Origin of the sequence: Brevundimonas sp. TSRC1-1 (assembly GCF_049898245.1) — a bacterium.
In the GTDB taxonomy this organism is placed as follows: Bacteria; Pseudomonadota; Alphaproteobacteria; order Caulobacterales; family Caulobacteraceae; genus Brevundimonas; species Brevundimonas mediterranea_A.
On sequence record NZ_JAFCXI010000004.1, the window covers coordinates 69,820 to 91,031 of the forward strand.

A 21,212-nucleotide genomic window follows, 5' to 3' on the forward strand; every position below is an offset into this window, starting at 1 on the left:
AGCGATGCCGTTTGGCTCGGGAACGTCGGGCAGCAGCTCGGCTTCAGGCATTTTACAGATTGAGGAAGCTATGAAGCTCAAACTTCTCGCCTCCGTCGCCGTCGCAGGGCTGTTCGCAGCTGGCGCGGCCTCGGCGGAACCGAACGGTTGGTACGGCGCGATCGACGCCGGTTACCACATGATCGACGACATCAACGCCGAATCGTCGACGACGGGCGCCAACTGGAACTATGAAGTGAACGACGGCTGGGCGGCTTTCGCCCGTCTCGGCTATCGCTTCAACCCCAACTGGCGCGTTGAACTCGAAGGCGGCTACCGCTCGGGCGACATCGGCACCGTGCGCGCCGTCTCCGGCACCCAGGGCCTGTGCAACCTGACCCCGGCGACCGGCGGCTGCTTCTCTCCGGAAGGCGACATCGAGTCGGCCACCCTGATGGCCAATGTCATCTATGATTTCGGCTATGAAGCCTGGGGCATCCGTCCCTTCGTCGGTCTCGGCGCCGGCGTGAACCGCGTCACCACCGACACCAACGGCAACCTGCGCGCCAACCGCGGCGCCACCTTCACCGCCGATGACGACTCGACCAAGTTCGCCGCTCAGGCGATCGCCGGTCTGGCCTGGGCTGTGGGCGACCGCACCAATATCGACCTGACCTACCGCTATCTGACGGGCGACGCTTCGTTCGCCTCGACCACGGTGGGCGGGACTTCGTTCGGCGAGTGGGACGGCGACTACGATCAGTCGCACACCGTGACCCTGGGTCTGCGTTACAGCTTCGGCGCTGAAGAAGCTGCACCGCCCCCGCCCCCCCCGCCGCCTCCGCCCCCCCCGCCTCCCCCGCCCCCGCCGCCGCCCCCGGCTCCGGTGGCCCAGGCTCCGGTCGCTCGCCAGTTCGTCGTCTACTTCGACTGGGATCGCTCGGACCTGACGACGGAGGCCCGTTCGGTGGTCAGCCAGGCCGCCTCCTACGCCAAGTCGGGTCGTCCGACGCGCGTCCTGATCGTCGGCTACACCGACACCTCGGGCTCGGCCGCCTATAACCTCGGCCTGTCGAACCGTCGTTCGCGCACCGTCGCGGACGCCCTGGTCGCCCAAGGCGTCAACGGCGGCGTCATCGCCCTGGACGCCAAGGGTGAAACCGCCCTGGCCAAGCCGACCGCTGACGGCGTGCGTGAGCCGCTCAACCGTCGCGCGACGATCGACATCAACTTCTAAGACCTATGACCTCCGGCCCGACGAAAGTCGGGTCGGGGGCGCGGGACATTGAGGTACGTCTATCGGACGGATCAGAAACCGTCGTCTTCGTTAGAGGATGGCGGTTTTTCTATGTGGAGAGACGGTAACGGTTGGTCGAAATCGCGCCGCATTATGGAATTTGGGTTGATCCGACCTCTGGAGCGAGCGAGATAAAGCCCAATGCTCACAGTCTCCGCCAAACGCCCCGATTGCATCGGCGAAGAGTCGTTCCTTGACCCGTCGCGCCGCTTGAAGCGCATTGGGGATCTGTAAAATGGTTGATCTTCGCCAGTCGCATCGACAGGTCACGGGACGCCGACGGCGGCGGTACCGGCTTCGGGCGGACAGCCCCCCGACCGTCCAATCGCGGCTTCGCGCACCGCCCCCGACGCCTGCGTACGGCGGCGAGGTGACCATCCTGCCTGTCGGCGTCCGTCACCACAGTCAAAGCCTGTCCGGCCGACGATTCCTGATCGTGTCGGCGCCGTTCGGCGGATTCGGCGTCGCTCTGGCGCGGACGTTGGAGGCGCGGGGCGCGACGGTTCAGCGGATGATTTTCAACGCCGGCGACGCCATGAATTGGCGCCGCGCCGGCGGCGTGGTGTTCAAGGCCGCAGCGGAAGTCTGGGCCGAACGGTTGGCGGAGGTGGCGGCCGATTTCACCGATCTCCTCCTGTTTGGCGAAGGCGGCCCCTATAATCGCGCGGTCCTGTCGGCGACCGAAGCGCTCGATGCCCGCGTCTGGGTGCTCGAGAATGGATATTTCCGCCCAGACTGGATCACGGTCGAGTTGAACGGCGTCAATGCGTCCAGCGGCCTTCCCCGTTTTCGCGACGGCTATCCCGCGCCGGAACCCGTCCTGCCGGATCCTGTCCCCGTGGGCCGGATTCTGCCTCACCATGTGGTCAACATAACCGCCTACCATCTGGCCCAGACGCTGGGCGCCTTCCTGTTTCCGCTGCACGCCAACCATTACACGGCCTCGCCCCTGAGCCAGTGCCTGGGCCATGTGCGGCGCTATCTGGGCCTGGCTATGCGGCGTGCGTCGGAGAACGACGTCGATGTCATCGCCGCGCGGGGCGAATTCTTCATCGTCTGTCTCCAGCGTGAAGGCGACGCGCAACTGCTTCGCTATTCGCGATACGCCGACAACACCGCCTTCCTCGCCGAGGTCATGACCAGTTTTGCGGCCCATGCGCCACGGAACGCGCGGCTGGTGGTGAAGAACCATCCGCTGGATCCGGGTCTGATCGATCTTTCGGCGGTGACGCGGCGTCTCGTCATAGAGCGCGGTCTGCAAGGCCGGGTCGATTTCATCGATGGCGGAAATCTGGCCCAGTTGTGTCGCGCCTCTCAGGGCATGGTGGTGAACAATTCCAGCGCCGCCCTGTCCGCCCTGGGCTTCCATACGCCGGTCAAGGTTCTGGGCGACGCCTTCTTCGACTTCGACGGATTGACCGACCAGCAGGCGCTGGACGACTTCTGGTCGGCGCCCCAGGCGCCGGATACGGCCCTGTTCACCCGATTCCGCGCCCATGTGATCGCCCAGAGCCAGGTGAACGGCAATTTCCATGAACCCCGGGCGATCGGGCGGACAGCGCAAGGCGTCGCCGACATGTTTGAGCGGATTTTCTAAGCAATCCCCCGTAGGGCGGCATGAATGTTGCGAAGGGGCCACAGCTGGGCCTTGTCATATCGCTGTCATATAACTGTCGCCTGACATTGCAACACCCGACGTAGATGGGGCCAGATTTCGGCAGGCGACCCCGCCTGTCGCCTTTAGGGGCCTGTCCGGCCTTCATCTGGGGATAGATGCAATGATCAACCGCAAGCGCCTCTTCTGGGCGACCACCGCCATCGTCGGCACGCTGGCCGGCGCCGGCGCCGCCTCCGCACAATCGACCGGCACGGAAGCCGCCGAACTGGGCGATATCGTCGTCACTGGTCAGCGCGGCCCGCGCAACATCGACGGCGCTATCGTGGCTGAAACCGTGTCCAAGTCGCGGGCGTCCGTGACCGAAGAATATATTTCGACCCAGGCTCCCGGCCAAACGATCCTGAACTCGATCAACCTGCTGCCCGGCGTGAACTTCACCAACAATGACGCCTTCGGTTCGTCCGGCGGCGATCTGACGATCCGCGGTTTCGACTCGGCGCGCATTTCGCTGACCCAGGACGGCGTTCCGCTGAACGACACCGGCAACTACGCCATCTATTCGAACCAGCAGCTGGATCCGGAACTGATCAGCCGCGCGACGGTCAACCTCGGCACGACCGACGTTGACAGCCCGACTGCTTCGGCGACGGGCGGCACCGTGAACTATTCCACGCGTCGTCCGGAAGAGAAGTTCGGCTTCATGCTGCAGCCCTCGATCGGCGAAACCGGCTATCGTCGCTTCTTCGGCCTGGTGGACACTGGCGCTTTCGGGCCCTGGGGCACGACCGCCTGGTTCTCGGCGTCGAAAACCCAATATGACCACTTCATCGGCGCCGGCGGCGTCGATAAGACCCAGTACAACGGCCGTATTTACCAGGCGCTTGGAGACAACGGCGACTTCCTGTCGCTGACCGCCAACTACAACGAGAACCGCAACAGCTTCATCGCCCGTAAGACGCTGCAACAGTTCAACGACGGCGTCGCTTACAACTCGGGCAACTCGCTGCCGTCCACCCTGGTGAACATCAATCCGTCGAACACGGGCAACATCCGTGGCGCCTCGCGCTTCACGCTGCGTGACAATCTGGTCCTGACGATCGACCCGTCCTTCCAGTATGTTCTGGCGCACGGCGGCGGCACTCAGACGATGAGCGAGACGGATCCGCAGCTGATCGGCAACTCTTCCGCAGCCGGCGCTGATCTGAACCGCGACGGCGTGATCAACGGCGCCACGCGCGTCACCCTGTTCCGCCCGAACATCACCAACACGCACCGTTACGCCCTGACCAGCTCGCTGATCTGGGACATCAACGACAACAACCGTCTGCGCGTCGCCTACACCTACGACAATGGTCGTCACCGTCAGACGGGCCAGTTCGGTTACATCGACGCCAACGGCAAGCCGGAAGACCCCTTCGCCGGCCGTAACGGCACGCCGGTCAAGCTCGACGACGGCACCATCCTCCGTCGTCGGGATCGTCTGTCCTACGCCAAGCTGAACCAGATCGCCGCCGAATATCGCGGCAACTTCTTCAACGACGCGATCAGCTTGGACCTGGGCGTTCGTGCGCCCTACTTCGACCGTGAGCTGAACAACTACTGCTACCAGCGCGACACCTTCAACGCCTACTGCACCACCCAAGTCGGCACGCCGGTCGCCGGCACGGATTTGGTCACCTTCCCGGCCTCGTCGATGAACAGCAGCGCGTCGAACAGCTACGGCAAGCCCCGTTCGTTCAGCAAGAGCTATGATGCGGTCCTGCCGAACGGCGGCGTGACTTGGCGCTTCGCCGATAACAACTCGGTCTATGCCAGCTATGCCGAGGGCTTCTCTGCGCCGCGGACGGACGACCTGTACGACAAGGTCGACGTGAACCCCGAGCCCGAGCGCACCAAGTCTTACGACATCGGCTATCGCTACCAGGCTCCGGGCCTGCTCGGCTCGATCGCCGTGTGGAAGACGGACTATTCGAACCGCATCGTGCGCACCTTTGATGAGGCGGCGAACCTGTTCCTGACCCGCAACGTCGGTGATGTGACGCTTCAGGGCTTCGACGGCCAACTCGGCTGGTCGCCGTTCGAGAAGTTCAACATCACCGGCTCGGTGACCTACACGGACAGCGAAGTTAAGAGCAATCTGCCCAACGGCGTCGTCAACGGCGTGCCGGTCTTCATCCAAACCGCCGGCAATCAACTGGTTGAAACGCCGGAGTGGCAGTATGGCATGCGGGTCGCCTATACCGTCGGTCCGTTCGATCTGGGGTTGCAGGGCAAGCGCGTCGGCGACCGCTTCTCGAACGACGTCAACACCGAAGTGGCTCCCGGCTACACGACCTTCGATCTCGACGTCCGCTACAACCTGGCGAGCGTCGGCAACGGGTCTTCGTACATCCAGTTCAACGTGATCAACCTGTTCGACACGGAATACCTGGCTGACATCTCCACCTCGACCACGGGCACGGCCAGCTATCAGCTGGGCGCCCCGCGCACGGCGATGGTGACCCTGCGCGCCGCCTTCTAAGGCTTAGCCAGACTGAAACGACGAAGGGCGGTCCGTTCGCGGGCCGCCCTTTTTCTTTGCGTAAAGCCCGCCGTTGAAGTCGGGGGCGGTTGGGGCCATATGGCGCGGCTCGCGGGTCGCCCGCCCGCTCCGTTGGACCCCAGACAGGACCTGCCCGCCGATGACCGCTCCCATCTCCGCCGCCATTCCTGCCGAGTGGGCTCCGCACCGCGCCATGTGGGTGGGCTGGCCCAGCCATGCCGAATACTGGTTCGAGGCGCTGGAACAGGCGCAGGACGAGGTCGAGGGGCTGGTGCGGGCCCTGGCCGGGCCGGGGCGTGAACAGGTCAAGCTTATGGTCGGCAAGGCCGAGGTGCTGGCGGACGCCCGGGCGCGCTTCGCCGGGGTCGAGAATGTCGAAGTCGTGCCGGGCGAGTTCGGCGACATCTGGCTGCGCGACACCGGGCCGATCTTCGGCGAGGGGTCGAAGACGGCGGCGGCGTTCAAGTTCAACGGCTGGGGCGGGAAATATGACATGCCGGGCGACGAACGGGTCGCCGGTCAGATCGGCGAACATGCGGGCGTGGCGCTGACGTGGAACGACTTCGTCATGGAGGGCGGGTCGCTGGATCATGACGGGGAGGGGACGGTGCTGACCACCCGCCAGTGCCTGCTGAACCCGAACCGCAACCCGGCCTGGAACCAGGACGAGGCGGTCGCGACCGCCGCGCTGGAGACGGCCATTGGCGCCAAGGCGGTTCTTTGGCTGGGCGACGGCCTGTTGAACGACCACACAGACGGACACGTGGACAACCTGGCCCGCTTCGTCGCGCCGGGCGTCGTGGCCTGTCCCATCGCCTGGGGGCGGAACGACCCCAACGCCGAGGTCTATGACGCCACGGCGCGCGATCTGTCGGGCATGACCGACGCGGCAGGGCGTAAGCTCCGTGTACTGCGAATCCCGTCTCCGGGCCTGGTGCTGGACGAGGACGAACGCCCGATTCCGGCCAGCCACATGAACTTCCTGATCGCCAACGGCGCCGTGGTGGTGCCCACCTACGGCGACGACGCTGCAGCCGATATGGCGTGCAAAGCGTTGAAGGACGCCTTCCCTGATCGCGAGATCATTCCGCTGCCGTCCAAGGCCATCCTGACCGGCGGCGGCTCGTTCCACTGCATCTCCCAGCAGGAGCCCGCATGACCCGCACCATCACAGTCGCCGGCATCCAGACCTCTTATGGCGAGGACATGCAGGCGAACATCGCCAAGACGATCGACCTCGTGCGCGAGGCGGCGGGCAAGGGCGCGCAGGTGATCCTGCCGTCGGAACTGTTCCAGGGGCCGTATTTCTGCGTGTCGCAGGAGGAGCACTGGTTCAGCCAGGCCTATGAATGGCGCGAGCATCCGTGCGTCACGGCCATGGCGCCGGTGGCCAGGGAACTGGGCGTGGCCATTCCGGTCTCGATCTTCGAGAAGGACGGGCCGCAGTATTACAATTCGCTGGTCATGCTGGACGCGGACGGCGAGGCGCTGGGCGTCTATCGCAAGAGCCATATTCCCGACGGTCCCGGCTATCAGGAGAAGTATTATTTTCGGCCGGGAGATACGGGCTTCAAGGTCTGGAAGACGCGCTTCGGCAAGGTCGGGGTCGGCATCTGCTGGGACCAGTGGTTCCCGGAAGCCGCGCGCGCGATGATGCTGATGGGCGCCGACGTGCTGATGTATCCGACCGCCATCGGCACCGAGCCGCATGACGCGACCCTGCATACGGCCCAGCCGTGGCGGCGCGCCATGCAGGGGCACGCCGTGTCCAACGCGGTTCCCGTCGTCGGGGCCAACCGGATCGGGCATGAGAGCGTGACCGAGGTCGGCCAGACCTTCTACGGCCATTCCTTCATCGCCGATCAGCAGGGCGATCTGGTCGAGAGCCTGGGCGCCGAGGAGGAGGGGGTGCTGGTGCACCGCTTCGACCTGGATGAACTGGACAAGTATCGCGCCGCCTGGGGCTTCTTCCGCGATCGGCGGACGGATCTGTATGGGGTGTTGACGGGGGGGAAGTAGCCACAAACCTTCGTCATCCTCGGGTCAAGCCCGAGGGTGACGAAGCGAGGGGGCGCGGGGGGGGCTTAGCCCCGCATCCCCTCCACCGCCGCCACCAGCCGGTCGAGGTCCGCCGGCGTCGAAAGCCGGTGGTCGCCGCCGTCGATCAAGTCCAGGCGCACGTCGCCGCCCTTCAGCCGCTCGATTAGTTCGACCTGATGGCGCCAGGGGACCACGTCGTCGGCGCGGCCCTGGAGGATGTGGACCGGGGCGGCGATGTCGATGACGCCGTCCAGCAGCAGCCAGTCGCGCGCCTCCTCGAACATGCGTCGGGTCAGGACGTATTCGCCCAGGCCCGCCTCGACGATCAGGGTCTCGCCCTCGCGCAGGATGGCCTGGCGCTCGTGATCGGCCAGGCCGGGCCACATCAGCCGTTCGGTGAAGTCCTGGGCCGGATTGACCAGGACCAGGCCCTTGATCCGTTCCGGCCGCGCCAGGGCCGCCAGCAGGGCGACCCAGCCGCCCATAGACGAGCCGACCGGGATGATCGGGCCGGACAGGCTGTCGATCAGGGCGACCGCATCCTCGCGCCAGCGGCCGATGGTGGCCCGGCGCCAGTCGCCGGAGGACTGGCCGTGGGCGAAATGGTCGTAGCGGACGAAACTCCAGCCGCGGTCGTGCGCCGCCGCGTCCAGGGCCAGGGCCTTGGTCCCCTCCATGTCGGAGCGGAAGCCGCCGACCCAGACGACGGTCGGGCCGCCGCCCTCGATGCGTTTGAAGGCCAGGGTTTCGCCGTCGGGGCGGGACAGGTGCTGGATGTCGGTCATGGGGGCGTTCTGCCCGGACTTTCCTTCGCCGTCACCCTTGACCGCGCCGCGCGATGGCGGAACACAGGCCCATGTCCGCACCCCAGGTCCTGTTCGTCACCTCCAATCGCATCGGCGACTGCGTCATCTCCTCGGGCGTGATCCGCGAGATTTCACGTCAGGTTCCGGGCGCGCAGATCACCGTCGCCTGCGGCCGGCCGCCCGCGCCCTTCTTCCGCAATGCGCCCGGCGTCGTGCGCACCATCGTGCTCGACAAGAAGAAGAGGGCCGGACACTGGGTCGATCTGTGGAAACAGGTGCGTTCGACCCGCTGGGATCTGGTCGTCGACATCCGGGGCTCGGCCTTGGCCTATCTGATCCCGGCCAAGCGACGCGTCGTCTATAACCGCTCGTGGGAGACGGGGCTGCGCAAGGTCGAGATGGTGTCGCGGCTGATGGGATCGCCGACGCCGCTGGACCCTGAAATCTTCCTGGACGATCAGGCGCGGGCCGAAGCCGCCGCCGTCATCGATCCGCAGCTGGCGGGCGGCGCCGGCCCTGGTCCCATCATCGCCCTGGCCCCCATCGCGCACCAGCCGGGCAAGAGCTGGCCCGCAGACCGCTGGGGCGCCCTGGTCGAGAAGCTGAAGGCCGAGCCGCGTTTCGACGGCTGGCGCTTCATGCCCGTGGGCGGGCTGGGCGACCGGCCGCCGGCGACGCCGGCGCTGGTGGCCGCAGGCGCGCGCGGGATCGACTTCGTGGGCAAGGGCGACATCCTGGCTTCGGCCGCCGCCATCGACCGGGCCGATCTGTTCGTCGGCAATGACTCCGGCCTGATGCACGTGTCGGCGGCGCTGGGGCGACCGACGCTGGGCCTGTTCGGGCCGACGGAATGGTGGCTGTATGGTCCCTGGGGGCCGAAGACGCGCACGGCGGCCTCGAACGAGACGCGCGGGGAGTTCGCCCCCATCGAGGCTCTGAGCGTCGATCATGTCTTCGAAGCGGTGCTGGCGCTGCACGACGCCTATATCGCCGAAACGCCCGCCAAGCCTTGAAAAACCGGGCTTCTGGGCGCATATTGCCGTCATGAGGGGAACGTGGCGACAGCCGCGTACATTCGCTCATCACGACACACGCCTTCTTTGACCACATAAGGAAACGACGCCCATTCGCCGTCCCATGCAAGCGCCACCCGTGAAAGACGGGCCGCGTATGAACCAGGATATCCGCGCCCCTCGCGTTCTGCTCATTGATCAGAACGGTGAGAAACAGGGCGTCATGCCCACCTCTTCCGCGCTCGAAGCCGCCGAAGAAGCCGGGATGGACCTGGTCGAGATCGTCTCCACCTCCGAACCGCCGGTGGCCAAGATCCTCGATTACGGCAAGCACCGTTTCCAGGAACAGAAGAAGAAGGCCGAGCAGCGCAAGCGCCAGAAGGTCGTGGAGCTGAAGGAGATCAAGCTCCGTCCGAACATCGACACCCACGATTATGAGGTGAAGGCCAAGGCCATGCACCGCTTCTTCGACGAGGGCGACAAGGTCAAGGTCACGCTGCGCTTCCGCGGCCGTGAAATGGCCCACCCCGAACTGGGCATGAAGCTGCTGAACAAGGTCCAGGCCGATTTCGATGAAATCGCCAAGGTCGAGTTCGCGCCCAAGATGGAAGGCCGCCAGATGATCATGATCCTGGCGCCGCGCTGATCGGCACGATCCATCGCTGATCTGGAAAGCCCCGACCGGACCCGGTCGGGGCTTTCTTTTTTTTGCGCGTGGGGCGCGGACCTCTTGCAACTTGCGGGCGGGGCGTCCGAAAAGGAGGTTCGACTCGGGGGAGGACGTGCGTGGTGTTGAGTTCGGTGGGGAAGGCGGTCGCCGTGGCGATCGCGATGGTTCTGTGCGGAGGCAGTGCGGCGGCGCGGATTCAGCCGGACGCTGCTGAACCCTCGCCGCCGCCGCCCCTGGAGGCTTACAGCGCCACGCCGGCGGTCGAATACATGGAGGTTTCGCCGAGCGGCGATCTGATCGCCCGGATCACTGTCGTGGGCGAAATCCGCGCCATCGCGGTGACGCGGATGACCACAGGGGAGCATCTGTTCGCCGCGGCCATCGGCGACGCCAAGGTTCGCGATCTGCGCTGGATCGGCGAGGGGCATGTGCTGGTCGTGACCTCGCAGACGCAAGGCATCCCGTTGCTGGGCGTGTCGCGCCGGGAGTTGTTCTTCGGTCAGGTGCTGGACCTCGAGAAGAAGAAACTGGTTCAGGTGCTGGATCGTACGCCGGACGTCCTGGCCGTTCTGATCGGCCCGGCTTCGATCCGCCGGACCGAAGAGGGGCCGACCCTGTTCGCGCGGGGGTTCAATATCACCACCGGCCAGATCGACCTGCACCGGATCAACCTGACCACCGGCCGCGGGCGGTCGGTGGAATCCATGGATCGCGAGATCGAGGACTATGTGCTGGACGGCGACGGCAAGGTGATCGCCATGGCCCGCTATGTCGAGCGCGGCGGGCGGTGGTCGCTGCGATTGCCCAAGGGGCATGGGTTCAGCGAGTCCTGGGCGGTGGACGCGCCGGTTGATACGCCCAGCCTTATGGGCATGGGGCGGACGCCGCGTACGATCATCGTCGGCGCGGACCGGCCGGATCTGGCCGCCGAGGACGAGGATTCGGAGACGGCCGACGTCTTGTTCGAGGTCAATGTGGACACCGGCGAATGGAGCCGGTTGCCGTTCGAGCATCATCCCGATTTCCTGGTCCATCATCCGCGCACGCGCCTGTTGGTCGGCGGCGGTCGCATGGAGGAGGACGGCACGCACTATGAGTTCGTCGATCCGGCTGCGGCGCGGCGGTGGGGCGCCATCGAGCGGGCTTTCGCTGGCAAGAGACCGGTGCTGACATCCTGGAATGACGCGCAGAATCTGATCGTCGTGTTCAACGACATCGGGGAGCCGGGGCTGTACCAACTGGTCGACTTCACGCGTGGCAAGGCCGATGTTCTGGCCGAAGCCTATCCGACCATACCGACCGATCTGGTCGGCGAGATGCGTCCGATCCACTATGCGGCGGCCGACGGGCTGGACATTCCCGGCTATCTGACCCTGCCGCCGGGGGTTGAGGCGCCGTCTGGCCTGCCCTTGATCGTGCTGGCGCACGGCGGGCCGGCGTCGCAGGACGAGGCCGGCTTCGACTGGTGGGCCCAGGCCCTGGCCTCACGGGGCTATGCGGTGCTTCAGGCCAATTTCCGGGGGTCCACCGGCTATGGCCTGGCCTTCCTGGAAGCGGGCTACGGCGAATGGGGCCGCAAGATGCAGACCGATCTGTCGGACGGGGTGCGCTGGCTGGCGGCCGAGGGGATCATCGATCCCGAACGGGTCTGTATCGTCGGCGCCAGCTACGGCGGCTATGCGGCCATGGCGGGCCTGACGCTGGACGCCGGGGTCTATCGCTGCGGCGTGGCCGTCGCCGGGGTGTCGGACCTGCGCCGCATGGTCAACTGGGAGGCGCGGCAGGAGGGCCGCAACGACAGCCAGACGGTGCGCTACTGGAACCGGTTCATGGGGGCGGCGCGACTGAACGACCGGGCGCTGGACGCCCTGTCGCCGGCCCGGCTGGCCGAGACGGTCGACCGGCCCTGCTGCTGATTCACGGCAAGGACGACACGGTGGTGCCCATCGAACAGAGCCGGGTCATGGCCGAGGCCATGCGCCGGGCCGGCAAGCCGGTGGAGTTCATCGAACTGCAGGGCGAGGACCACTGGCTGTCGCGCGCCGACACCCGCCAGCAGATGCTGCGCGAGACGGTGCGGTTTCTGGAAGCGAACAACCCCGTCGGGCCGAACTGAGCGGTCGAGTGGGCGGCGACGCGAGGGCGCTTCTCGCGGACCAAGCGTCGCGCTAAGCGTGGGACATGATCCAGACGCCTTCGCCTCCCGCCGTTCGCGCGCCTGCCCTGGCGGTCCTGTTCTCGGTGGTGTTCATCAATCTGGTCGGGTTCGGCCTGGTGGTGCCGCTGTTGCCCTTCTTCGCCCAGAGCCTGAAGGCCGAGGCCTGGCAGATCACCCTGATGTTCTCGGCCTATTCGCTGGGCCAGTTCTTCGCCGAACCCTTCTGGGGGCGGCTGTCGGATCGGATCGGGCGCAAGCCCGTCCTGCTGGCGACGCTGGCGGCCAATGCCGTCGGCTATCTGATGCTGGCCTTCGTGCCCAATATCTGGCTGGCCATCGCGGTGCGCCTGTTCACCGGACTGGGGGCGGGCAATATCTCGACCGTCCAGGGCTATGTCGCCGACGTCACGCCGCCGGAGCAGCGGGCGGGGCGGATGGGGCTGATCGGCGCGGCCTTCGGCCTGGGCTTTATCGTCGGGCCGGGGCTGGGCGGCCTGCTGACCCAGCCGCAGCTGGGACGGCTGGGCTATCAACTGCCGATCTTCCTGGCTGCGGCCCTGGCGGCCCTGGCGGCGGTCGGGGTGATCGTCTTCCTGCGCGAGAGCCGGGCCAGGGCCGATCCTGCGGCGGCGCGTCCGCCCTTCCTGGCGGGGCTGAAGGACGCGCGGACAAATCCGGTGGTGTCGCGGGTCCTGGTCGTGACCCTGGTCTATATGGCCGGCTTTTCGGCGATGGAGAGCGTGTTCGGCCTGTGGTCCGAGAGCCGCTACGCCTGGGGCGCGCGCGAGGTGGGGCTCAGCTTCATGATCGTCGGCGTGATATCCACGCTGAACCAGGGCTTCTTCGCCGGGCGTCTGGCGCGGCGGTTCGGCGAGGCGCGGGTGCTGGCGACGGGGATGCTGCTGTTCGGCGCCTCGCTGGTGCTTCAGGTCCTGGCGCCGGTCGCCTGGTTCCCCGCGACCCGGCTGGAGCTGGGCGGCCTGATGATCCCCCTGGTCCAGGGCTGGGTCATTCCCCTGGTCATGACCGTCGGCGCCTGCGGCATGTCCCTGGCCATGCCCAATATCTCGGCCATGATCAGCCGCGCCTCTCCGCCCGACCGGCAGGGCGCCATGCTGGGCCTGAACATGGCCTCCAGCTCGGTGGCGCGGATCTTCGGACCCATGGTGGCCGGGGCGCTGTTCTCGGGCCTGGGGCACGACTGGCCCTTCCTGGTCGGGGCCCTGCTGACCATCCCGGCGGCGGTGATGGCGATCAACGCCGGGCGGGCGATCCGCCGGGGTCAGGTCGCTGCAGAAGCGCCCGCCACGTCCTTGTCCTGACTCATCTTGCGTCGGCCGGCGTCTTCGCTTACAAGCCGCGCCTTCGCGTACCGAACCGCCGGGCGAACAGGCATGCCTAGGCGGTTCATAACTCTGGAGAGACACCTCATCCAACGGGCTCAAGTAGTCCGAAGGACGGTAGCCCCTCCAACAAGGAGATCGAAATGCCGAAACTGAAGACGAAGTCGGGCGCCAAGAAGCGCTTCAAATTCACGGCCACTGGCAAGGTCAAGGCCGGGGTTGCGGGCAAGCGTCACCGCTTGATCAGCCACAACTCGAAATACATCCGCCAGAACCGCGGCACCTCGGTCATGGCCGACGCCGACGCCAAGAAGATCAAGTCCTACATGCCGTACGCCTGATCGGCGCGCGCTGTACGACAGATCTCAACCCAAAGAATTTGAAGGAATAGCGACATGGCTCGCGTTAAACGTGGCGTAACTTCGCACGCCAAGCACAAGAAGGTTCTGGAGCAGGCCAAGGGCTTCTCCGGCCGCCGCAAGAATACGATCCGCACGGCCAAGGCCGCCGTCGATCGCGCCGGGCAATACGCCTATCGCGACCGTCGCGCCAAGAAGCGCAACTTCCGCGCCCTGTGGATCCAGCGCATCAACGCCGCCGCGCGTATCGAAGGCTTCACCTACAGCCAGTTCATCAACGGCCTGAACAAGGCTGGCATCGAACTGGACCGCAAGGTCCTGGCCTCGATCGCCGCCGACGGTGCGGGCTTCAAGGCCGTGGCCGACAAGGTTCGCGCCGCCCTGGCCTAAGGGCGCCGGGCCAAGGCCCGTCCGCGTTCGAAAAGATCAACGCCCGCTCCGGTCTTCCGGGGCGGGCGTTCTTCGTTTCAGGCCTCAAGCCCGGTTCGGGGCGGACTCAGGCGGCTTGCGGCACGGGGGCGGTCTGAGCCGCCGCCAGCACCAGGCGGATGGCGTTCAGCAGGGCGTCGGGCTGGATCGGCTTCTGGGCCACGCCGTTCATGCCGGCGGCGATATAGTCCAGCTCGTCGCCTTCCTCGGCGTTGGCGGTCAGGGCCAGGATCGGCAGGCGCGAGGCCGGGCCGGACAGGGCGCGGATGGCGCGGGTGGCGGCGACCCCGTCCATCACCGGCATCTTGATGTCCATCAGGGCGAGATCGAACGGGCGAGCCTGGACGGCGTCCAGCGCCTCCTGGCCGTTCTCGGCCATTTCGGCGGTGCAGCCGAACATCTCCAGCAGCTTGGCGGCGACGAAGCGGTTGGTGGCGTTGTCGTCGACCACCAGCACATGCAGGGTTTCGTGCGGCGTCGGCTCGGCCATGACCGGACCGACGGCCCCCGCGTCGGCGGCGCAGGCGCTCAGCGGCAGCCGGACCTGGAACCGCGCCCCGCCCATCGGCGAGACGCCCAGGCTGATGCCGCCGCCCATCCGTTCGGCGATCTGACGGCAGATGGCCAGCCCCAGTCCGGCGCCGGCGCCCTCGCGTCCGGCCTTGCCGATATTGAAGGGGTCGAAGATGGTCGCGGCCGCCGCCTCCGGCACGCCGGGGCCGCTGTCGTCCACGGTCAGTTCGACGCTCAGGCCCGTGTCGGAACTGCGGCTGACCAGGGTGGCGGCCACGCCGCCGGTCTGGGTGAATTTCAGGGCGTTTCCGACCAGGTTGTTCAGCAGCTGTTTCACCCGCATCCCGTCCGCCAGGACCCAGGGACCGGCCTCGAGGTCGGTGCGGACGGTCAGGTTCAGGCCCTTCTCCTCGGCGCGCGGCCGCCACAGAGCGTCGATGTCGAAGGCGACGGCGGACAGGTCCAGCGGTTCTTCCTCCAGGGTCAGCATCCCGGCCGAGGCGCGCGACATGTCCAGGGCGTCGGTCAGCAGCCGCAGCAGGCTCTGGCCGGAATCGATGACGGTGCGGACGTAGGGGCGAAGCTCTTCCTGTTCGAGCTTCCGCTCCATCAGGGCGGCGACGCCCAGGACCCCGTTCAACGGCGTGCGGATCTCATGGCTCATGACGGCCAGGAATTCGGACTTGGCGCGGCTGGAGGCGACGGCTTCGGCCTCGGCTATGGCCAGGTCCCGCGCCAGGGCCCCCATTTCCTCGGCCCGCTGGCGGTGCAGGGCGGCGCCGGCCTGGACGACCTGCAGAGCCGTGCCGACGCCGACATAACGTCCCTCGGCCACGACGATGAAGCCGCCCAGCAGGGCGCCCAGTTCCGCCGCGCCATAGGCCTGAAAGAAGGCCTCGGCGCTGGTCCTGGCCTCCGCAATGGGGGCGTTGCGATCCATCAGGCTCTCGGCCGGCTTCTTGGCGTAAAGGGCGCGCCCGAACTCGGCCGCCATGCGCAGGGTGAAGGCGTTGCGCTCGATGATGCCGACCGGGCGCCCGTCATCGTTCACGACGGCCAGGGCCAGGGTGTTCGGCTCGGTCTGGAAACGTTCGAACACCTCGGCGCCCGGCGTGGACGGAGCCACCGGCGCGATCAACTCAACGAAATCACCGATCAGCGGCATTCGGCCCCCCTTATGTCCACGAGGGCGGGCTTAACCAGTGATATTTAACAACCGCTTTGCCGATCATGAACCTTTCGCGGCGCGTTGCGGACAGTTGATCCGTGAACGGACGATAACAGCGCCGGTTCCCATGCGCGGAAGTCCGGACTAGTCTGGCCTCATGGCGATACGTATCCTGATCTGCGGTCTTGCGGCGGTCGCCGCCCTGGCCTTCCCGGCGGCGGCTCAGGACCGCCGCATCGCCGTGACCTTCGACGACCTGCCCTATCAGGCGTCGGAGACGGCGCTGTGCGATCCCGCCGAACTGATGCGGCTGACCACGGATCTCGTGGCCATGCTGAAGCCGCTGGACACGCAGGGGACGGCCTTCGTCAACGAGGGCAGGGTGTGCGAACCGACCCGCGTCTCGACCCTGCCGACAGCCTTGGGCGTCTGGCTGGACGGGGGGCTGGATCTGGGCAACCACAGCTTCAGCCACATCAATATCCACCGTAAGACGGCCGAGGCCTATCTGGCCGATGTGGACGCCGGCGCCCCGACCACGCGCGCCGCGCTGGAGACGCGCGGGCGGACCCTGCGCTGGTTCCGTCATCCCTATCTGTTCACCGGAGAGACCCAGGAGAAGCATGACGCCATCGCCGCCGGCCTGGCCCAGCGCGGCTATACGGTCGCCCCCGTCACGATCGACAACAACGACTGGATGTTCGGCGACGTCTATCGCAAGGCCGAGCAACTGGGCGACGAGGCGCTGAAACGGCGGATCGGCGAGGCCTATGTGGCCCATATGACCACGGTGCTGGACTTCTTCGAACCCTATAGCGCCGAGCTGACCGGCGGGCGCGAGCCGGCCCAGATCCTGTTGCTGCACGCCAACAGCTTGAACCAGGCCTATTATCCGCGGATCCACGCCCTTTATCTGGCGCGCGGCTACCGGTTCGTGACGCTGGAACAGGCCCTGTCGGACCCGATTTATGCTCATGAAGATCGCTATGTCCGTGCCAACGGGATCTCCTGGCTGCACCGCTGGACCAGCACCGAGGGAAGGCCCATCCGCTGGGAGCCGGAACCGCCCGCCTGGATCGTCGCGGCGAACAAGGCGCCGGCCGACCAGCTTGCCGCCATCGCCTCCGCGCCCTGATCAGTCCTGCCGCGCGCCTTCAAGGGTGACGAACGCGCCCCGGCCCGCTAATGCACGGGCCAAATGACCGATCTCGCCACACTCGAACTCGACCTGATCAACGCCATCGGCGGCGCAGAGAGCGTCGCCGCCCTCGAAGAGGTGCGCGTCGCCGCCCTGGGCAAGTCCGGCTCCGTCTCCGGGCTGCTGAAGGGGATGGGGGCCATGAGCCCCGACGAACGCCGCGAACAGGGGCCGATGATCAACGGCCTGCGCGACCGCGTGTCCGCCGCCATCGCCGCCAAGAAGGCCGAACTGGAGGCCGCCGAACTGGACGCGCGGCTTCAGGCCGAGCGCGTCGACCTGACCCTGCCGGCCCGGCCGCGTCGCAAGGGCGGGGTCCACCCGACCATGCAGGTGATGGACGAGATGATCGCCCTGTTCGCCGAAATGGGCTTCGCCGTGGCGGAAGGTCCGGACATCGAGGACGACTTCCACAATTTCACCGCCCTGAACTTCCCGCCTAAGCATCCGGCGCGGGAGATGCACGACACCTTCTTCCTGAAGCCCGATCCCGAGACGGGCGAGCGCAAGGTGCTGCGCACCCACACCTCGCCGGTGCAGGTCCGCACCATGATGAGCCAGACGCCGCCGATCCGCATCATCGCGCCGGGTCGCACCTTCCGTAAGGACTCGGACGCCACCCACACGCCGATGTTCCACCAGATCGAAGGCCTGGTGATCGACCGCGACATCCATATGGGCCACCTGAAGACGACGCTTCAGACCTTCATCGCCCGCTTCTTCGAGCTGGACGAGGTTCAGGCGCGGTTCCGGCCGCATCACTTCCCCTTCACCGAGCCCTCGGCGGAGATGGATATTCGCTGTGACCGGTCGGGCGGGAAACTGGTGTTCAACACCGGCGACGACTGGCTGGAGATCCTGGGCTGCGGGATGGTGCATCCCAATGTGCTGCGGAACTGCGGCATCGACCCGGACGAATATCAGGGCTTCGCCTTCGGCATGGGGGTGGATCGCCTGGCCATGCTGAAATACGGCGTGCCGGACCTGCGCCCCATGTTCGACGCCGATACGCGCTGGCTGGCCCACTACGGCTTCTCGGCCTTCGCCGCCCCCAATCCGGCCTCGGGCCTGAGCTGATATAATGACCGATACACACGCCATCACCCTCGACGCCATCGGCCCCGGGCCGGAATATCGCAACGGTTCGATCTGGCTGCCGCAGCTGTTTCTGGAAACCCGCCGCGCCGGCCATGCGAATATCGAGGGCCGGACCTTCATCGAATGCCTGATTGAAGGCCCCGCCGTCCTGCTTCCCCTGTCGGGCTGCAACTTCGACGGCTGCAATATGGGCGACGCTCAGGGCGACCCTCGCAGCCTGATGCTCAAGCCCGTAGGCTCCGAGCGGGTGACCGGCACGGTCGCGATCAGGGACTGCAAATTCATTCGCTGCCGCTTCCTGGGCGTCGGTTTTACCGGGCCGCAGAGCTTCCTTGACGAGATGATCGCCGGTCTGGGCGGGGCCGCAGCATGAAGTTCACCCTTTCCTGGCTCAAGGATCACCTCGAGACCGAGGCCGACGTCCATCAGATCGCCGAGGCCATGACCATGGCCGGGCTGGAGGTCGAGGAGGTTCTCGACCCCGCCGCCAAGCTGGCGCCCTTCACCGTGGCCAGGATCCTGTCGGCCGAACGTCACCCCAACGCCGACCGGCTGCAGGTCTGTCAGGTCGAGACGGTCGATGGCGTGAAAGAGATCGTCTGCGGCGCGCCGAACGCACGGGCGGGCCTGACCACCATCTACGCCCCCATCGGCGCCTATGTGCCCGGCCTGGGCGTGACCCTGGTCGAGAAGCCCGTGCGCGGCGTGGTGTCGAACGGCATGCTGTGCTCGGCCTCGGAGCTGGAGCTGGCGGATGAGAGCGACGGCATCCAGGAACTGCCGCCGGAAATCCCGGTCGGAACCCCGGTCGCCGGCCTGTTCGGCGCCGAGCCGGTCATCGACTTCGAAGTGACGCCGAACCGGCCCGACTGGCTGGGCGTCGCCGGCATCGCGCGGGATCTGGCCGCCGCCAGCGTCGGCAAGCTGAAGCATTTCGACATCGCCGTGGTGCGCGGGGCCTTCCCGTCGCCGATCACCGTGCGGCTGGATGCGCCCGAGATGTGTCCGGTCTTCGCCGGCCGGGTGATCCGGGGCGTCAAGAACGGGCCGTCGCCGGCCTGGCTGCAGAAACGCCTGACCGCCATCGGCGTCAAATCCCATAATCGGCTGGTCGATGTGACCAATCTGATCGCCTATGACCGCGCCCGCCCGCTGCACGTCTATGACGTGGCCAAGCTGGTCGGGACCGAGATCGTGGTGCGCGGCGGACAGGTCTCGGCCGGGACCGCCCATATCGAGGGCGGCGAGCCCGAGCATCTGATCGCCCTGGACGGCAAGACCTATACGGCCTCCGCCGCCGACTGCGTCATCGCCGACGCCGGGGGCGAGCGCCCCATCGGCTTGGGCGGCGTCATGGGCGGCGAAAGCACCGGCTGCGACGAAACCACGACCGACGTCTTCATCGAAAGCGCCTGGTTCGATCCGCTGGTGATCGCCCAGACCGGCCGTGCGCTCGGCATCCATTCCGACGCCCAGTACCGGTTCGCGCGCGGCGTCGATCCGGTCTCGGTCACGCCCGGCTTGGAGCTGGCCACCCGCCTGATCCTGGACCTGTGCGGCGGCGAACCGTCTGAGATCGTCTTCGTCGGCGCACCCCCGGCCAGCCCGGCGCCCTTCGCCTTCGACCCCGCCTATGTGAAGCGCCTGACGGGCATGGACCTGGACGACGACCGGATCGGCACCATCCTGGGCCAGCTCGGCTTCCTCGTCACGGCCGCCCCAGCCGGTCAGGCCGAACCCTGGACCGTGACCCCGCCGTCGTGGCGGCGCGACGTCGAGGGCCGGGCCGATCTGGTCGAAGAAGTCGCGCGGATCGAGGGTTTCGACAGCCTGCCCGACACGCCCCTGCCCGAGGTCGCCCGTCCCGCCGGCGGGGTGCTGAGTCCGCGCCAGGCCCGCGTCCGCACGGCGCGTCGCGCCCTTGCCGCTCTGGGCTACGCCGAGGCCGTCACCTGGTCCTTCACCAAGCAATCGACCGCGGCCCTGTTCGGCGGCGGGGATGACCGGCTGGTGCTGGAGAACCCGATTGCGGCCGATCTGGACTGCATGCGCCCCTCGGCCCTGCCGAACCTGATCCAGGCGGCGGCGCGCAACGCCGCGCGCGGTTTCGACGACGCCGCCCTGTTCGAGATCGGCCCCATCTATCTGGGCGACGGCCCGAAGGATCAGCGCACGGTCATCGCCGCCCTGGTCGCCCCACACGCCGCCCGTCACTGGGCAGGCGCCGGTGAGGACGCCCTGTTCGCCCTGAAGGCCGATCTGACCACCCTGCTGGAAGAGATCGGCGCTCCGGTCGCCTCGTTGCAACTGGCCCAGGGCCAGAACCGCGACTGGTGGCATCCCGGCCGTTCGGCCCGGCTGCAACTGGGGCCGAAGAATGTGATGGTCGAGTTCGGCGAACTGCATCCGCGCGTGCTGAAGGCGCTGGACGCCGACGGCCCGATGCTGGGCTTCGAGATCGTGCTGGACGCCGTGCCCGAGCCGCGTGGCAAGTCGGGCAAGGCGCGGGGATCGGCCGACCTGTCGGCCTTCATGCCCCTGACCCGCGACTTCGCCTTCGTGGTCGAGGACGCCAAGCCGGTCGGCGATCTGGTCCGGGCTACGGCCGGCGCCGACAAGGCCCTGATCGCCGATGTCCGGGTGTTCGACGTCTATCGCGGCAAGGGCGTGGACGACGGCTTCAAGTCCGTCGCCCTGGAAGTCGTGATCCAGCCGCGCGAGGCGACCCTGGCCGAGGCCGAGATCGAAGCCCTGACCGCCAAGATCGTGGCGGCGGTGGAGAAGCAGGGCGGCAGGCTGCGGGCGTAGTTTCGCGGATTGAGGCGGCCTTCGGATAACCGCCGTAGGCTGTTTCCCGCCTATTGATCGAGAAGCACGCTTACCGGGCGGCCGTCTTCAGGCTGGCAAAAAACACCGCTGTGGGCGTCTGTCTTCCAATCATAGGCATAGCCCTTGTTTCGAATCTGACCGACGCCGCAGCG

The 21,212-nt window shown here is 67.0% G+C and carries 18 protein-coding genes; 16 read left to right on the top strand and 2 right to left on the bottom strand.

Features of this window, described 5'->3' with window-relative positions:
* Positions 1 to 70: 70 nt before the first annotated feature.
* The 5 genes from ACP7CK_RS13905 (at position 71) to aguB (ending at position 7,455) form a co-directional block, all read left to right on the top strand.
* Entirely contained in the window at positions 71 to 1,216 is a 1,146-nt protein-coding gene (locus tag ACP7CK_RS13905; RefSeq protein WP_426026404.1) for an outer membrane beta-barrel protein, read from the top strand.
* A 430-nt stretch (positions 1,217 to 1,646) separates the two neighbouring features.
* The gene (locus ACP7CK_RS13910; protein ID WP_426026405.1) at positions 1,647 to 2,873 is read left to right on the top strand and encodes a capsular biosynthesis protein; all 1,227 of its coding nucleotides are present in this window, start codon (positions 1,647 to 1,649) and stop codon (positions 2,871 to 2,873) included.
* A gap of 181 nt (positions 2,874 to 3,054) precedes the next feature.
* The gene (locus tag ACP7CK_RS13915) at positions 3,055 to 5,415 is read left to right on the top strand and encodes a TonB-dependent receptor (RefSeq protein ID WP_426026406.1); all 2,361 of its coding nucleotides are present in this window, start codon (positions 3,055 to 3,057) and stop codon (positions 5,413 to 5,415) included.
* Positions 5,416 to 5,575: 160 nt separating this feature from the next.
* On the top strand, positions 5,576 to 6,595 hold the full coding sequence (locus tag ACP7CK_RS13920; RefSeq protein ID WP_426026407.1) for an agmatine deiminase family protein: 1,020 nt from the start codon (positions 5,576 to 5,578) through the stop codon (positions 6,593 to 6,595).
* The gene (gene aguB / locus ACP7CK_RS13925; protein WP_426026408.1) at positions 6,592 to 7,455 is read left to right on the top strand and encodes an N-carbamoylputrescine amidase; all 864 of its coding nucleotides are present in this window, start codon (positions 6,592 to 6,594) and stop codon (positions 7,453 to 7,455) included. Before ACP7CK_RS13920 ends, aguB begins: the two co-directional genes overlap by 4 nt.
* A 65-nt stretch (positions 7,456 to 7,520) precedes the next feature.
* On the opposite strand, the gene ACP7CK_RS13930 is transcribed toward aguB, so the two are convergent.
* Entirely contained in the window at positions 7,521 to 8,261 is a 741-nt protein-coding gene (locus ACP7CK_RS13930) for an alpha/beta fold hydrolase (protein WP_426026409.1), read from the bottom strand.
* Positions 8,262 to 8,332: 71 nt separating this feature from the next.
* Between ACP7CK_RS13930 and ACP7CK_RS13935 the strand changes: the two genes are divergently transcribed.
* From ACP7CK_RS13935 to rplT, 7 genes are all read left to right on the top strand, one after another.
* Positions 8,333 to 9,295, top strand: coding sequence for a glycosyltransferase family 9 protein (locus ACP7CK_RS13935; RefSeq protein WP_426026410.1), 963 nt, complete (start codon positions 8,333 to 8,335; stop codon positions 9,293 to 9,295).
* Between the two features lie 124 nt (positions 9,296 to 9,419).
* A complete protein-coding gene (gene infC / locus ACP7CK_RS13940; RefSeq protein ID WP_035309352.1) occupies positions 9,420 to 9,941 on the top strand; it encodes a translation initiation factor IF-3 in 522 nt (173 codons plus the stop codon).
* A gap of 173 nt (positions 9,942 to 10,114) precedes the next feature.
* Positions 10,115 to 11,881 (top strand): alpha/beta fold hydrolase, encoded by a 1,767-nt coding sequence (locus ACP7CK_RS13945; RefSeq protein WP_426026411.1) that lies wholly within the window; start codon positions 10,115 to 10,117, stop codon positions 11,879 to 11,881.
* Between the two features lie 20 nt (positions 11,882 to 11,901).
* Positions 11,902 to 12,081, top strand: coding sequence for an alpha/beta hydrolase family protein (locus tag ACP7CK_RS13950; RefSeq protein ID WP_426026412.1), 180 nt, complete (start codon positions 11,902 to 11,904; stop codon positions 12,079 to 12,081).
* Positions 12,082 to 12,146: 65 nt separating this feature from the next.
* Positions 12,147 to 13,445, top strand: a complete 1,299-nt coding sequence (locus ACP7CK_RS13955; protein WP_426026413.1) for an MFS transporter — start codon at positions 12,147 to 12,149, stop codon at positions 13,443 to 13,445.
* Positions 13,446 to 13,609: 164 nt separating this feature from the next.
* Complete coding sequence (gene rpmI / locus ACP7CK_RS13960) at positions 13,610 to 13,807, top strand: 50S ribosomal protein L35 (protein WP_003166435.1); 198 nt, start codon at positions 13,610 to 13,612, stop codon at positions 13,805 to 13,807.
* 54 nt (positions 13,808 to 13,861) lie between these two features.
* On the top strand, positions 13,862 to 14,215 hold the full coding sequence (rplT, locus tag ACP7CK_RS13965) for a 50S ribosomal protein L20 (protein ID WP_008258832.1): 354 nt from the start codon (positions 13,862 to 13,864) through the stop codon (positions 14,213 to 14,215).
* Between the two features lie 106 nt (positions 14,216 to 14,321).
* Here the strand turns inward: rplT and ACP7CK_RS13970 are convergent, their stop codons facing one another.
* Complete coding sequence (locus ACP7CK_RS13970; RefSeq protein ID WP_426026414.1) at positions 14,322 to 15,932, bottom strand: response regulator; 1,611 nt, start codon at positions 15,930 to 15,932, stop codon at positions 14,322 to 14,324.
* Between the two features lie 160 nt (positions 15,933 to 16,092).
* On the opposite strand from ACP7CK_RS13970, the gene ACP7CK_RS13975 reads away from it, so the two are divergent.
* The 4 genes from ACP7CK_RS13975 (at position 16,093) to pheT (ending at position 21,039) form a co-directional block, all read left to right on the top strand.
* The gene (locus ACP7CK_RS13975; RefSeq protein ID WP_426026415.1) at positions 16,093 to 17,070 is read left to right on the top strand and encodes a polysaccharide deacetylase family protein; all 978 of its coding nucleotides are present in this window, start codon (positions 16,093 to 16,095) and stop codon (positions 17,068 to 17,070) included.
* A 63-nt stretch (positions 17,071 to 17,133) separates the two neighbouring features.
* A complete protein-coding gene (pheS, locus tag ACP7CK_RS13980; RefSeq protein WP_426026416.1) occupies positions 17,134 to 18,210 on the top strand; it encodes a phenylalanine--tRNA ligase subunit alpha in 1,077 nt (358 codons plus the stop codon).
* A 4-nt stretch (positions 18,211 to 18,214) separates the two neighbouring features.
* Positions 18,215 to 18,604: a hypothetical protein gene (locus ACP7CK_RS13985; RefSeq protein WP_154726387.1), complete on the top strand. Its 390-nt coding sequence runs from the start codon at positions 18,215 to 18,217 to the stop codon at positions 18,602 to 18,604.
* Positions 18,601 to 21,039 carry a phenylalanine--tRNA ligase subunit beta gene (gene pheT / locus ACP7CK_RS13990; protein ID WP_426026417.1) on the top strand — a complete coding sequence of 813 codons (2,439 nt, stop codon included), beginning with the start codon at positions 18,601 to 18,603 and terminating at the stop codon, positions 21,037 to 21,039. The genes ACP7CK_RS13985 and pheT overlap by 4 nt, the downstream gene beginning before the upstream one ends.
* Positions 21,040 to 21,212: the final 173 nt, after the last annotated feature.

Bases quoted from the DNA above. Each gene is read 5' to 3' on its own strand.
- ACP7CK_RS13905 (WP_426026404.1), top strand. From the start codon at position 71: ATGAAGCTCAAACTTCTCGCCTCCGTCGCCGTCGCAGGGCTGTTCGCA.
- ACP7CK_RS13915 (WP_426026406.1), top strand. From the start codon at position 3,055: ATGATCAACCGCAAGCGCCTCTTCTGGGCGACCACCGCCATCGTCGGC.
- ACP7CK_RS13920 (WP_426026407.1), top strand. From the start codon at position 5,576: ATGACCGCTCCCATCTCCGCCGCCATTCCTGCCGAGTGGGCTCCGCAC.
- aguB (WP_426026408.1), top strand. From the start codon at position 6,592: ATGACCCGCACCATCACAGTCGCCGGCATCCAGACCTCTTATGGCGAG.
- ACP7CK_RS13930 (WP_426026409.1), bottom strand. From the start codon at position 8,261: ATGACCGACATCCAGCACCTGTCCCGCCCCGACGGCGAAACCCTGGCC.
- ACP7CK_RS13935 (WP_426026410.1), top strand. From the start codon at position 8,333: ATGTCCGCACCCCAGGTCCTGTTCGTCACCTCCAATCGCATCGGCGAC.
- infC (WP_035309352.1), top strand. From the start codon at position 9,420: ATGCAAGCGCCACCCGTGAAAGACGGGCCGCGTATGAACCAGGATATC.
- ACP7CK_RS13955 (WP_426026413.1), top strand. From the start codon at position 12,147: ATGATCCAGACGCCTTCGCCTCCCGCCGTTCGCGCGCCTGCCCTGGCG.
- rpmI (WP_003166435.1), top strand. From the start codon at position 13,610: ATGCCGAAACTGAAGACGAAGTCGGGCGCCAAGAAGCGCTTCAAATTC.
- rplT (WP_008258832.1), top strand. From the start codon at position 13,862: ATGGCTCGCGTTAAACGTGGCGTAACTTCGCACGCCAAGCACAAGAAG.
- ACP7CK_RS13970 (WP_426026414.1), bottom strand. From the start codon at position 15,932: ATGCCGCTGATCGGTGATTTCGTTGAGTTGATCGCGCCGGTGGCTCCG.
- ACP7CK_RS13975 (WP_426026415.1), top strand. From the start codon at position 16,093: ATGGCGATACGTATCCTGATCTGCGGTCTTGCGGCGGTCGCCGCCCTG.
- pheS (WP_426026416.1), top strand. From the start codon at position 17,134: ATGACCGATCTCGCCACACTCGAACTCGACCTGATCAACGCCATCGGC.
- ACP7CK_RS13985 (WP_154726387.1), top strand. From the start codon at position 18,215: ATGACCGATACACACGCCATCACCCTCGACGCCATCGGCCCCGGGCCG.
- pheT (WP_426026417.1), top strand. From the start codon at position 18,601: ATGAAGTTCACCCTTTCCTGGCTCAAGGATCACCTCGAGACCGAGGCC.